Origin of the sequence: Cupriavidus sp. IK-TO18, assembly GCF_015549295.1 — a bacterium.
Lineage (GTDB): Bacteria > Pseudomonadota > Gammaproteobacteria > Burkholderiales > Burkholderiaceae > Cupriavidus > Cupriavidus oxalaticus_A.
In genome coordinates this window covers 133898-146487 of sequence record NZ_JADGMP010000005.1, presented here as the reverse complement: position 1 = coordinate 146487, position 12590 = coordinate 133898, and the positions used below count along the sequence as shown (strand labels likewise).

General features: G+C 68.1%; 14 protein-coding genes and 1 riboswitch. Of the genes, 6 read left to right on the top strand and 8 right to left on the bottom strand.

Annotated elements, in window-relative coordinates; genetic code table 11:
- Positions 1-80: 80 nt before the first annotated feature.
- The 7 genes from ybgF to ybgC form a co-directional block, all read right to left on the bottom strand.
- Positions 81-839 (bottom strand): tol-pal system protein YbgF, encoded by a 759-nt coding sequence (gene ybgF / locus IPF36_RS03125; RefSeq protein ID WP_195427297.1) that lies wholly within the window; start codon positions 837-839, stop codon positions 81-83.
- 18 nt (positions 840-857) lie between these two features.
- Positions 858-1364 (bottom strand): peptidoglycan-associated lipoprotein Pal, encoded by a 507-nt coding sequence (pal, locus tag IPF36_RS03120; RefSeq protein ID WP_135705691.1) that lies wholly within the window; start codon positions 1362-1364, stop codon positions 858-860.
- 15 nt (positions 1365-1379) lie between these two features.
- Positions 1380-2732 carry a Tol-Pal system beta propeller repeat protein TolB gene (tolB, locus tag IPF36_RS03115; protein ID WP_133092420.1) on the bottom strand — a complete coding sequence of 451 codons (1353 nt, stop codon included), beginning with the start codon at positions 2730-2732 and terminating at the stop codon, positions 1380-1382.
- A 206-nt stretch (positions 2733-2938) separates the two neighbouring features.
- A complete protein-coding gene (tolA, locus tag IPF36_RS03110) occupies positions 2939-4012 on the bottom strand; it encodes a cell envelope integrity protein TolA (RefSeq protein ID WP_195427296.1) in 1074 nt (357 codons plus the stop codon).
- Positions 4013-4104: 92 nt separating this feature from the next.
- A complete protein-coding gene (gene tolR / locus IPF36_RS03105) occupies positions 4105-4548 on the bottom strand; it encodes a protein TolR (protein WP_029045462.1) in 444 nt (147 codons plus the stop codon).
- Between the two features lie 64 nt (positions 4549-4612).
- Entirely contained in the window at positions 4613-5296 is a 684-nt protein-coding gene (gene tolQ, locus IPF36_RS03100) for a protein TolQ (protein WP_195427295.1), read from the bottom strand.
- Positions 5293-5697: a tol-pal system-associated acyl-CoA thioesterase gene (ybgC, locus tag IPF36_RS03095; RefSeq protein WP_029045460.1), complete on the bottom strand. Its 405-nt coding sequence runs from the start codon at positions 5695-5697 to the stop codon at positions 5293-5295. Before ybgC ends, tolQ begins: the two co-directional genes overlap by 4 nt.
- 154 nt (positions 5698-5851) lie before the next feature.
- Positions 5852-5953, top strand: a riboswitch (ZMP/ZTP riboswitch).
- Positions 5954-6086: 133 nt separating this feature from the next.
- Between ybgC and glyA the strand changes: the two genes are divergently transcribed.
- Entirely contained in the window at positions 6087-7334 is a 1248-nt protein-coding gene (gene glyA / locus IPF36_RS03090) for a serine hydroxymethyltransferase (RefSeq protein WP_133092422.1), read from the top strand.
- A 153-nt stretch (positions 7335-7487) separates the two neighbouring features.
- Positions 7488-7952 carry a transcriptional regulator NrdR gene (gene nrdR, locus IPF36_RS03085; protein WP_133092423.1) on the top strand — a complete coding sequence of 155 codons (465 nt, stop codon included), beginning with the start codon at positions 7488-7490 and terminating at the stop codon, positions 7950-7952.
- A gap of 69 nt (positions 7953-8021) precedes the next feature.
- Here nrdR and IPF36_RS03080 read toward each other — a convergent pair whose 3' ends face one another.
- A complete protein-coding gene (locus tag IPF36_RS03080; RefSeq protein ID WP_195427294.1) occupies positions 8022-8390 on the bottom strand; it encodes a type IV pilin protein in 369 nt (122 codons plus the stop codon).
- Positions 8391-8914: 524 nt separating this feature from the next.
- On the opposite strand from IPF36_RS03080, the gene IPF36_RS03075 reads away from it, so the two are divergent.
- From IPF36_RS03075 to IPF36_RS03060, 4 genes are read left to right on the top strand one after another with little or no spacing between them, the layout of a single operon-like run.
- On the top strand, positions 8915-9802 hold the full coding sequence (locus tag IPF36_RS03075) for a PilW family protein (protein WP_133092425.1): 888 nt from the start codon (positions 8915-8917) through the stop codon (positions 9800-9802).
- An 11-nt stretch (positions 9803-9813) separates the two neighbouring features.
- Positions 9814-10356 (top strand): pilus assembly protein, encoded by a 543-nt coding sequence (locus IPF36_RS03070; RefSeq protein WP_240745894.1) that lies wholly within the window; start codon positions 9814-9816, stop codon positions 10354-10356.
- The gene (locus tag IPF36_RS03065) at positions 10353-12158 is read left to right on the top strand and encodes a PilC/PilY family type IV pilus protein (RefSeq protein WP_195427293.1); all 1806 of its coding nucleotides are present in this window, start codon (positions 10353-10355) and stop codon (positions 12156-12158) included. The genes IPF36_RS03070 and IPF36_RS03065 overlap by 4 nt, the downstream gene beginning before the upstream one ends.
- Positions 12155-12589, top strand: a complete 435-nt coding sequence (locus tag IPF36_RS03060) for a type IV pilin protein (RefSeq protein WP_195427292.1) — start codon at positions 12155-12157, stop codon at positions 12587-12589. The genes IPF36_RS03065 and IPF36_RS03060 overlap by 4 nt, the downstream gene beginning before the upstream one ends.
- The last annotated feature ends 1 nt before the right edge of the window (position 12590 follow it).

Below are 12590 nucleotides of genomic sequence, written 5' to 3'. Positions count from 1 at the left end.
TAGCGCGACAAACGAAAAAGGCCCGCCAGAGCGAACCTTGGCGAGCCTTGCAGCAGCGGTCGGCGCGCCGCCGACGACGCTTACTTGAGCGTCTTCAGCCGGTTGTTCGCCGCCTGCGCGCCTTCGGTGCCCGGGTACTTTGCCACCACCTGCTCCAGCGTCTTGCGCGCGGCCGCCTTCTGGCCGGACTCGAGCTGGTTGTTGGCAATGGCGATCATCGCGTCCGGCACCTTGGGGTGCGTCGGGTTGGCGTTGACCATGTTCTGCAGCACGAAGGTGGACCCCTTGTAGTCGCGCTGCGCATACAGCGAGTTACCGAGCCAGTACTGCGCCAGCGGCAGGTACGGGCTCTGCGGGTACTTCTTCACGAACGCCGAGAACGAATTCCCGGCGCTCTTGAAGTCGCCCGCCTGGAACTGCTTGAGCGCGGCATCGTATTCGGGCTTTTCGCCCGGCTGCGACACGCCTTCGCGGCCCTCGACCGTGACCTGTTGCGGCTCGAATTTCTTCAGGCGCGCATCGAGGTCGGCGTAGTAGTCCTTCTGCTGCTTCTGCAGCGTGTCCACCGTGTTCTGCAGCACTTCATTCTGGCCGCGCAGCCGCGCCACTTCCTGGCGCATGCCCTCGAGCTGGTTCTGCATCTCGAGCGTGGTGCGGCTGTTCTGCTCGATGCGCTGCGTGGCGGTCGCCTGGAAACCGTTGAACTGGTCGCGCAGGCCGATGACCGCCTTGCGTGCCTCGTCATCGTCGAACACACCGGCATGCGCCTGCGTGAGCGGCAGCATGCCGCCGCCGGCGACGGCGGCAAGCCACAACAGGGTGGAAACGCGTGCTTTCATGGAGGGTCAGTCCGCAGATCAGTAGTTGATGTCCGCGCGGCGGTTTTCCGCCCACGAGGCTTCATCGTGGCCGGTGGCCTTGGGCTTTTCCTTGCCCAGGCTCACGGCTTCCATCTGGCCGTCGGGTACGCCCATCGAGGCCAGCGAACGGCGCACGGCTTCCGCGCGCTTCTGGCCCAGCGCCAGGTTGTACTCGCTGGTGCCACGCTCGTCGGTGTTGCCCTGGATCAGGATCTTGCGGCCCTTGTTGCTGCCCAGGTACTTGGCGTGCTCGGTCAGCATGCCCTGGTAGTCGGACTTGACCGTGTAGCTGTCGAAGTCGAAGTACACGCTGCGCTTGGCCAGCGGGCTGTTCGGGTCGTTCAGCGGATCGGCGGCGGTCACCGGCGTGACGGCGCGCGGGTCCGCCCCCGTGCCGGCCTTGCCGGCGCCGTTGGCGGTGTCGTCCAGCTTGACGCCGGAGCTGCAGGCGCCCAGGGCCAGCAGTGCAGCGACGGCAAGGGTTTTGGTCATCAGTTGAGGCATGGTGAATGACTCCTGTTATTGCATGAAAGGACCCCAGGACGGCTCGCGAACATCGCCGGACTGGAGGGACAGAACCTGCCGGGTACGCCCGTCAGTGGACACGGCCGCCAGCACCGCGCGACCGCCCACACGGGTGGCATAGAGAATGTACTTGCCGTTGGCGGCGAAGCTCGGGGCCTCATCGTTGGCCGTATCCGTCAGCGACGTCACGTCGCCGTTGCTCAGGTCCTGCAGTTGCAGCTTGAAGCCGCCCGCGCGCGAGATGTACGCCAGGTACTTGCCGTCCGGCGAGATGCGCGGGCTTACGTTGTAGCTGCCCTTGAAGGTGACACGCTGCGCCGCGCCGGCCTCTTCGCCGCCGGCGGGCATGCGATAGACCTGCGGCGCACCGCCGCGGTCGCTGGTGAAGTAGATGCTGCGGCCGTCGGGCGAGTACTGCGGCTCGGTGTCGATGGCGCTGCTGCGCGACAGGCGGCGGATGCCTGAACCGTCGGCGTTCACCTGGTAGATCTGGGTATTGCCGTCGCGCGACAGCGCCAGTGCCAGGCGCTGGCCGTCAGGCGACCACGACGGCGCGCTGTTGTTGCCCTTCTGGTTCGATACCAGCGTGCGCTTGCCGCTGGCCAGGTCGTGCACGTACACCACCGGCTTCTTGGCTTCGAACGAGACATAGGCCACGCGGCGGCCGTCCGGCGACCACGACGGCGAGATGATCGGCTCGTTGCTGGTCAGCGCCACCTGCGAGTTCTGGCCGTCCGAGTCCGAGATCAGCAGCTGGTACTTGCCGCCCACCTTGGACACGTACGACAGGCGCGTGGCAAACACGCCGCGCTCGCCCAGCAGCTTCTCGTAGATGTAGTCGGCGATCTTGTGAGCGGTCACGCGCAGCTGGCCCTGGTTGACCGTGAAGGCCAGCCCGCCCAGGCTCTGGCCCTTGACCGTGTCGTACAGGCGGAAACGCACCTCGTACTGGCCACCCGCGGCGGGGGTCACGCTGCCGGCCACGAAGGCGTCGGCGCCGCGCGACTTCCAGCTGCCCAGGTCGACATTGGCGGATTCCGCGACCGTGGCGCCGCCGGGGTCGACATTGCGCAGGCGGCCGCTGCGCGCCAGGTCGGCGCGGATGATCGCGGTCAGGTTCTGCGGGGCCTGGGCCTCGCCCTGGAAATTGGCGGTGGCAACCGGGATCTGGCTCGAGCCAACCCCGGAGATCTCAACGTTAAGCTGCGCGTGCGCGGCGCCGGCGGCCACGGTCAGTGCCGCGGCCAGCCACGCCATCAGCGCGCGGCGTCCCGCCCGGCGGGCGGCTCGTTGGTTTGCATGGTGCCGCCTCTCGGACAGCCAGTTGGGGGCCCAAAGCTTTCGCATGCTGCTCCTCAGTCGATTTCAAGATTCGTCGGGCACGGCAGGAATCAGGCAGACGGCAACACGGGCAGGACCGCGCATGGCGCATCCCCGTTGTGCGTGCGGTCTGCACACTGCCGGCTGCGTCAGGCAACCTGCCATCGTAGCGATGGGACTGAAAGCCGGCGATGAAGGTTGCATTATGTTGCAAATCATGGCGCGCCGGTCACTCAGTCCTTCGGCCGGAAGGTGATGGTGAAGCTGGACGGCGCCTTGCCGTCCTCGTCGCGCGGCAGCGGATCGGAACGTTCGACCGCGCGCAGCACGGCATTGTCCCACGACGAATTGCCGCTGGACTTGGACAGCCGCGCCGACATCAGCGAGCCATCCGGCGCCAGCCGCACCGATACCACCGCGCTGGGGTTGCCCGGTACGTCTTCGGTGAACACGATGTTGGGCTTCACCCGGCGGCGCACGCGGTCGGCATAGCCCGGCGAGGCCTTGCCGCCGCCGCCGGCGCCCGCGCCGGTCGTGCTGCCAACGCCACCACCGCCGGCGCCGCCGCCGGCCAGCGCCTGCAGGCGCGCCAGTTCGCTCTTGCGCTGTGCATTGGCGGCCGCCTCGGACTGTGCCTTGGCCTTGGCATCGGCCTGTGCCTTGGCCTTCGCCTCGGCCTGGGCTTTCGCCTTGGCGTCCGCCTGGGCCCTGGCCTTGGCGTCGGCGGCTTCCTTGCGCTCGCGCTCGGCCTGTTCCTTGCGATCCTGCTCCTGCTGCGCGGCCTTTTTCTTCGCGTCTTCCTTGCGCTGCGCTTCCTTGCGCTCAGCCTCCTTGCGCTCGGCTTCCTTGCGCGCCGCGTCCTTCCGCGCTTCTTCCTTCCGCGCTTCTTCCTTCCGGGCTTCTTCCTTGCGCGCCGCTTCCTTGCGTTCGGCCTCCTTGCGGGCCGTTTCCTTGCGCTCGGCTTCCTCGCGCGCTGCGGCCTCGGCCTGCCGCTTCTTCTTCTCGAGCGCGATGTCGGCGTCTTCCTCGACCTTGCTCTTCACCTGCGGCGCCGGCGGTGCCGGCACCGGGCGCTGCTGCACCACCGGCTCGGGCTCAGGTTCGCGCGGCGGCGGTGGCGGCGCGGTGGCGGCGGGAACCTCTTCCCACAGCTCGGCCTCGGCGCCGACCGGCGTGCTGCTCTGCCAGTGCACGCCGTAATACAGCACGATGCCCAGCAGCAGGTGCATGACGAGCGCGAGCACGAAGGAACGCATGGTTCCCCGCTCTTTCACCGGCTGGTAGGGATAGGCGGCGACGGTATTCATCGGGCGCAACGGCAATCGCAATGGCTGTCAGTCGGGCGCATCAATGCGGCTTCAATACGGGTTCAACGCGGGTTCAACGCGGGTTCAACGCGTCAGGAAGTCTTGGACTTGACCATCAGGCCCACGCGCTTGATGCCGTCGGCCTTCAGGACCGACATGACATCGAGCACGGCTTCGTACTTCACCGAACGGTCGGCGGCGATCACCACCGGCTGGTCCGGGTTCTCGTTCTGGCGCTGGTGCACGAAATCGAGCAGGCCCTGCTTGTCGAGCTTGCGCTCGAAGGCATTGCCGGCGTTGTCCTTGCCGCGCGCGGTCAGGTCGCCGTTCTCGTGCACGGTGACGACGATCGGCGGCGCCTTCTGCTGCGGCGTGGCGTTGGCCACGGTGGGCAGGTCCACGGTGGCGGGGCTCACGATCGGCGCTGCCACCATGAAGATGACCAGCAGCACGAGCATGACGTCGATATAGGGCACGACGTTGATGTCGGCGCTTGCCCGGCGGCGCGAACCGCCGCGGCGCTGAATGGCTGCCATTGCAGGACTCCTGGAAACGACGGGAGCCCGGGCCGCTCACCCGGACTCCCCGTCTTGGATTCGGTTAGCGCGCCTGCCGTTGCAGGATGTTCAGGAACTCTTCCATGAAGCTTTCGAAACGGATCGCCAGGCGGTCGATTTCGGTGGCATAGCGGTTATACGCGATCACCGCCGGGATCGCCGCGAACAGGCCGATCGCGGTGGCCACCAGCGCTTCGGCAATGCCGGGGGCCACCGATGCCAGCGTGGCCTGCTGCACATTCGACAGGCCGCGGAATGCGTTCATGATCCCCCACACGGTGCCGAACAGGCCGATATACGGGCTGACCGAGCCCACCGAGGCCAGGAACGGCAGGTGCGACTCGAGCACGTCCATCTCGCGCTGGTAGGCGGCACGCATGGCGCGGCGGGCCGCGTCGAGCAGCGCGCCGGAATCGTTGCCGCGCTCGCGCGCCTTCAGGAACTCGCCCATGCCGGATTCAAAGATCCGCTCGAGCGCGCCGGTGTTGTGGCGGTTGTTGACGGCACTGTTATAGAGCGCCTGCAGGTCGCCGCCGGCCCAGAAGTCGCGCTCGAACCCTTCGGTCTGGGTGCGCGCCGAGCGCAATGCCAGGTGCTTGCGGAAGATATAGGTCCACGAAAACAGCGACATGACGAGCAACAGCGCCATGACGGCCTGTGCCAGCAGGCTGGCGTGGAGCACCAGCGTTACGATCGACATGTCTTGCGTGACGGTCACGGGATTCATCGGGCGGACTTGATGGTAGCTAGGACGGGGGCCGGAATCGGGGCGGGACGAAAAGTGCTTCGATCAACACATCCGACGCGGATGGCGCCGGATGCAAGCATCAGCTCGTCACGCCAGGCTTCCTGCGTGAACTGGACCGAGGCCGGGCCGACCCGGTCGATGCGCGTGCGGATCTCGAGCTGGTCATCGAGGCGGGCGGGCGCATTGTAGTCCACCGCCGTGCTACGGACGATGAAGACCACGCCGGCCTCGTCGGCCAGCGCCTGCTGCTCGATACCGAGCGAACGCAGCCACTCGGTGCGGGCCCGTTCGAAGAACTTGAGGTAGTTGGCGTAGAACACTACGCCGCCCGCGTCGGTGTCTTCCCAGTACACCCGCAGGGTCCAGACAAAGTTTGTCATGGCCGCGATTGTAACGGAGAGCGAACGCGGTTTCGTGTAAACCCGCAGTACGAGTTTGCAACAGCAAGTTGCTGGCCAGCCCTTGACCAGCCTTGGCTGGCGGGTTGACGGCTTGCGGCGGGCGCACTCTACGCGCTACACTGCGCGCAACCATTCCATCTTGCGCGACTGGCGAAGTCAGTGGGCACTACCACGAGGAAGCGCAAGTTCTCTGGCGTGTTGTTTCACACGCCTGCCGCTCGCCTGGGCAGCGAATGGGAAGCAGGGTGCGCCCTGCGCCGACGGCTGCAAAGTGCCGCCGGCGCCGGTCGCCGCTAGCCTTCCCCGCGCGCCCTAACCGATGCCCCCGATGCTTGAATCGGATTCCCTTTTTTCAGACGAGTCTCGCCATGTTCGAACGCAGCCGTTTCACGATCGACCAGATCGACCCTGAGGTCTTTGCCGCCATCCAGAAGGAAAACCAGCGCCAGGAAGACCACATCGAGCTGATCGCCTCCGAAAACTACACCTCGCCGGCCGTGATGGCCGCGCAGGGTTCGCAACTGACCAACAAGTATGCCGAGGGCTATCCCGGCAAGCGCTACTACGGTGGCTGCGAGTTTGTCGACATGGTCGAGCAGCTGGCCATCGACCGCGTCAAGCAGCTGTTCGGCGCCGAGGCCGCCAACGTGCAGCCCAACTCGGGCTCGCAGGCCAACCAGGGCGTGTACTTCGCCATGCTCAAGCCGGGCGACACCATCATGGGCATGAGCCTGGCCGAAGGCGGCCACCTCACCCACGGCATGGCGCTCAACATGAGCGGCAAGTGGTTCAACGTGGTCAGCTACGGCCTGAACGCCCAGGAAGACATCGACTACGACGCGCTGGAAAAGCTCGCGCAAGAGAAGAAGCCCAAGCTGATCATCGCCGGCGCCTCGGCCTTCGCGCTGCGCATCGACTTCGAGCGCATCAGCAAGGTCGCCAAGTCGATCGGTGCCTACTTCATGGTCGACATGGCCCACTACGCTGGCCTGATCGCCGCGGGCGTCTACCCGAACCCGGTGCCGCACGCCGACTTCGTCACCACCACCACGCACAAGAGCCTGCGCGGCCCGCGCGGCGGCGTGATCCTGATGAAGGCCGAGCATGAGAAGGCCATCAACTCGGCGATCTTCCCCGGCATCCAGGGCGGCCCGCTGATGCACGTGATCGCCGGCAAGGCGGTGGCGTTCAAGGAAGCACTGACCCCCGAGTTCAAGGAATACCAGCAGCAAGTGGTGAAGAACGCCGCCGTGCTGGCCGAGACCCTGATCGCGCGCGGCCTGCGCATCGTCTCTGGCCGTACCGAAAGCCACGTGATGCTGGTCGACCTGCGCGCCAAGCACATCACCGGCAAGGACGCCGAACGCATCCTGGGCGAGGCGCACATCACCGTCAACAAGAACGCCATCCCGAACGATCCGGAAAAGCCGTTCGTGACCTCGGGCGTGCGCCTGGGCTCGCCGGCCATGACCACGCGCGGCTTCAAGGAAGAAGAAGCCCGCATCGTCGGCAACCTGATCGCCGACGTGCTGGAGAACCCGCACGACGCCGCCAACATCGCCAGCGTGCGCGAGCAGGTGGCTGCCCTGACCAAGCGTTTCCCGGTCTACGGCTGATGCTTCCAGGCCACCCGCGAGGGTGGCCGGCAGCCCCGCAAGCCGCGCCCTGCCACACGCAGGCGGTCCGGCTTGCGGGCCTCGCCAACCCGCCCGCCTGCGCAGGACATCCATGCGGAACAGGCGACGGAATTCAACTGAAGGTGGTCCGGCATGAAATGCCCCTTTTGCGGTCATTCCAATACCCAGGTGCTCGACACGCGCATGTCGGAAGACGGCGATGCCGTGCGCCGGCGCCGGCGCTGCGAGTCCTGCGACCGCCGCTTCACCACCTATGAGCGGATCGAGCTGTTCTTTCCCGCCATCGTCAAGAAAAACGGTTCGCGCGTCGACTACGCGCGCGCCAAGCTGAAGGATTCGATGCGCCTGGCGCTGCGCAAGCGCCCGGTCTCGGCCGAGGCCATCGATGAAGCCATCACCCGCATCGAGGAAAGACTGCTGTCGCTGGGCGAGAAGGAAATCCCCAGCAGCCAGGTCGGCGAGCTGGTGATGCGCGAGCTGCGCAAGCTCGACAAGATCGCGTATATCCGGTTTGCGTCGGTGTACCGGAGTTTCGAGGATGTTTCCGAATTCTCCGATGTGCTCGCCGAAGTGACCGCGGGCAACAGCAAGCGCTGAGCGCCCTGCTCCACCGTCAACGTTCCCAGCAGTCTTGCAGATACGCGGCGGGATTCGCGCCGACCGCGTTCAGCCGCGTGCCCGCCTGGTCCGGCAAGGAGGTGCCGCAGGCATCCGCCGCATTGACTGGCACGGCCTGCACACATAGCCGTTCGCCGTCAGCGAACTGGCCACCAGCGAGATGTTGTAGCGCACCCGGTTGCTGTCGCGCGGCGAGGTGCGCAACGCTGCCGGCAAGGCAAACGCCGCCCCGGCCGTATCCTGGTCATCGCGCCCGTTGACCGAGCGGAAGCGCTCCAGCTGCTGCGCCGCCTCGGTCATCATGCCGCGCGCATCGGTGCGGTAGCGACGCCGCACATGCTCGGTGCAGTTGGGGATGGCGATCGCGGCGAGGATGCCGAGGATCGATACCGCGACCATCAGCCCGATCAGCGTCATGCCGCCCATGGTCCGGACGCGGCGGCTACGGAACCCAGATATTGCCCTTTTCCATCACGCTGATGACATCGCCCGTGGTCGCGCTGGCGACCGGTTCATCGCGGTCTTACCAAATTTTGCGCATTCATATCAGGCGTCTACAAAGCGCACGGCAGCGGCGGGATACGGTGGAGGTCCCGAAATGCCCTGACGCCGCGCGCCATGCACCATCTCTTCGCCCTGCCCTGCCGCCTGCTTCGTTGCCTGCTTCGTTGTCTTCCTCGTTGCCTGCCTCCACGTGGCGCCATCCGCGGATACATCCTGTTCGAATCGCTCTGCGGGCTGGCGATCTTCACCGCCGGCCTGGCATCGCTCGCAATCCTGGGGCCGACGGGACTCGGCTGGCAGCGAGCGCTGGATCAGGCTAGCCATGACACGCGCAGGACGGCAGAGTCGGCCGAACTGGCGCCATGGCCGGCCGGACTGCCTCTGAACCGTGCCGGCGCGGGGCTGCCATGAGAGCGCTTCCGATACGAACGCTTCCGATGCGCCGCCATGGCCAGGGCTTTTCGCTGACCGAAGCCATGGTCGGCCTGGCGCTCGGGCTCATTGTCGCCGCCGTCGCCACGGCGGCGTGGCAGGTGGCACTGTCCGCCTACCGCAGCGCGGCGGAGCGCGTACTGCTGGAAGAACGCGGCCAGCGCGCGCTCGCCATCCTGAGCGCGCTGCTGCGCCAGGCCGGCTGGCATGCCGGCACACTCGACGCGTCGGCGCCGCCCGCCGTCAGCGGCGCCGACGACTGCGGGCAGCCGGGCATCGCCGAAGTGCCGACGTGCACCCGCCACGGCGTCGCGAACAGCGATGTGCTGCTGGTGCGGTTCAGCGGCCAGGGCCAGCCCGGCGATCCGAGCCAGCCTGACGAGACGATGATCGATTGCAGCGGGTATCCGCTGGCGGCACGGATGGCGGGGGCCGAAGGCGCCACGGGTTTTGTCGCGGCGAACATGCTCTATATAGCCGCCGCCACGGACGGCGAGCCGCAACTGCTGTGCCGCTATCCGTCCCGCCGCAATGGCCAGGTCGACGGACAGGGCTGGACTTCGGGGGCACTGGTCCGTGGCGTCGCCTCGCTGCAACTGCGCTTCGGGGTGGACATGGATGGCGACCGTCAGCCAGATGCGTTCCTGCCAGCGGCACGGGTCCAGGCCATGGGGGCGCACGCATGGCAGCGCGTACTGGCGGTGCAGATCGCGCTTGCGCTGCAGGGCGAGCAGCGCGGCGCTGCCCGTGACGCTGCCGTGAGCGCGCGCGCTGACGATGCCCTGGCCGACCTGCAGGCAGCGCCGGTCGACACGCACCGCGCCAACCGGCGCGTGTTCGCCACGACGGTCCGCCTGCGCAACGCCCTGCGCTGCGAGGAGACACTATGCTGAGGCCGCACGCGATGACGCAGGCCGGCGGCATCACGCTGCTGTTCGCGGCGACGATGCTGCTGCTGGTCGCCGCCACCGCGGCGGCCATGCTGCAAATGCTTTTGGCAGGCCGGCAACTGGCGGCCGCCGGCCGCGATCGCGAGATCGCGTTCCGGGCAGCAGAAGCCGCCCTGCTCGAGGCGGAGGCGGAACTGCTCGCCGCCGCCGGTGGCAGTGACGACCGCTTCGGCCAGTGGCCCGCCGCGGGCGAATGCGGTCGCGGCGCGCAGGCGGCGCTGTGCAACACTGCGCACGCGCGCACGCCGGTATGGCAGCCGTGGCTGCATGGCCTGGCTACGGACCTGGCGATTGGCGTGCCGGCAAGCGGCGTTGCCATCGTGCCGGAAGCCTTTGCAGGTTCTTTTACGGCGCCGCGTTACGTTGCCGAGCTGCTCGACTACGGCCCCATGCCTGACGAAGGCCGGCCGGCCTTGCCGCGGCTGCGCATCACCGCCGTCGGCTTCGGCCGCTCGCCCGCGGTACGGGCCGTCGTGCAGAGCATCGTGCAGCCATGAACCTACGCGCCGCCCTTATGCTTGCCTGCGTGCTCCCGCTGCTGCCTGTCCTGGCGGTTGCGGCCGGCAATGACAGCACTGCCGGCCAGCTCCCGCTCGCTTACCAGATCGAACCCGGCGCAAAATCCTGGACTGGCCGGTTGCGCGCAGTCGGCTGGCAAGCGTCGCTCGTCGGCACCGACGATCGCCAGCCACTGTCGGGCCTGTGGGAAGCGGGTGCCTTGCTGGATGCCAGGCAACTCCCATCGCGCAGGATCTACACCTCGCTGCCGGCGTCCATGCTCCAGCCGGAGCGGCTGGTGGCGCTCCAATGGCCCGACCTGGACGATGCCACGCGCGAGCGACTCGACGTCCAGCAACTGGCCTGGCTGCGCGGCGACAATGCCAATCCCGCGCTGCGCCCGCGCGAGACGCGGCTGGCCAGCGCGCGCGGCGCGCGCGTGCTGGTGGTCGCGCCGCCGGCGTGGCAGCCGGGACAGCCTGGCCATGCTCCCTTCCGCGTGCGCCATGCACAGCGGCCACACATGGCATGGCTCGGCACCGTCGATGGCCAGCTGCACGGCTTCGATGCCGTCAACGGCGAGGAGCGTGCCGTCTACCTGCCCCGCACGTTGCTGCCGCTGGCCGCCGCCATGGCCGAGTCCAGGGCCCCGGTCGCGCCCAATCCCTGCCCCCGCCCCGAAAGCACCGACGCCGTCGTCGGCGGTGCCTGGCGCACGCTGCTGCTGTGCGCGTTCCGCGGCGGGCCGGAGGACATTGCCGGGGTGTTTGCACTAGACATCACCGAACCAGACGCCGCGCTGCCATTGCGGTTGCTGTGGGAACAGGCGGCCACGCCGGCCTTGCCGCTTGCCGGCATCGGGCCGGTTCGCGTGGCCGCGCTAAGCGACAGCCAGGCGCCGCGCTGGCATGCCATCGCACTGCTGGCACCACCGGCGGAGCCCGGGCTTGCGCTGCTGCCGCTCGACACGCCAGCGGCGCCATGGCGCATGCTGCGCGTGGCCGGGCAAGGCTGCGACGGCACGCCATCGGCGGCCGCGCTGCGCGCCGTGACCGTGGCAAAGGCGTTCGACGGCACTGCGCTGGCTGCGTACGCCACCGATGCTGACGGCCAGCTGTGGCGTTTTGCGCTGGGCGATGTCCTGCGGCAGCAGCCTGCGCCGCCGGCCACCTGCCTGTATCGCCTGCGCGGCGGGGTCGGCCTTGCCGAGCCGGCCCCGCCGGTGGTGCTGGGCACGCCGGCGCAACCGCTGGTGGTCTATGCGGCCGGCAACGAACTGGCCGCCGTAGCCGATGGCACCCATGCCGCCAGCCAGCCCGCCAGCATCGAAGTGCGAGCACAAGGCGCCGGCTTTGTCCTCCAGGCCGCACCGGGCCAGAGGCCGTCGGCGCAAACGGTTGGCTGGCACCTTGTCCTGCCCGATGCCGACGAACAGATCGAGCGCGTCAGCTTGGCCTCGCCGGGCTACCTCGTCGTCGTGACACGGCTGCCGGACGGCAGGCAGCGGAGCTACCTCGTGCTGGGTGCCACTGGCGAGTCAGTCGGCCGCAAGACGGACGGCGCGCCGGTGCTTCCCTTTGTCACCGGGCAAGTCAGCGAAGGCCCGCCGATCTTCACCCGTGAAACCCTGCCGGGGATGACACCCCAGGCCGGCAGTGCCGGCCGCGAGGTCCACGCGCTGGCGCTATGGGCAGTGGAGAACGGCGTGGCAACGCGCCTTGCACACGTGGTGGCAAGCCGTCGCACCGGCCGGCTGGCATGGCGCGAACTGGCGGGTCCGGCCAAGGAGACGGCACCATGAGTCCGCGCGGCTTTTCCCTGATCGAGCTCATGGCCGTGGTGGTGATCGCCGCGCTGCTGGCTTCGCTTGCCGTGCCCGCCTGGCACGAGCATCTCCGGCGCGGCTGGCGCGCCCAGGCACGCGCCGAACTGGCCTCTGCCTTGCTGGAGCTGGAACGGCACGCCGCGGGAGCCATGAGCTTCGCCACGCAGCCCGGAGGCGACACCGTGGCCGGCGACTGGCCGCGCCCGGTGCCGGCAACCGGCCTGGCACGGCATGTCATTTCGGCAGCGCCCTGCCCGGCGGCGAGCCTGGACACCTGCGTCGAACTGCGCGCCACGCCGCGCCAGCCCGACCAGCAGTGCGGCGTCCTGATCCTGCGCAGCACCGGCCAGTGGCTGTCCTGGCCGGAGAACGCGGACCGGCCGGGCCCGTTGCCGGCAGAGTGCTGAG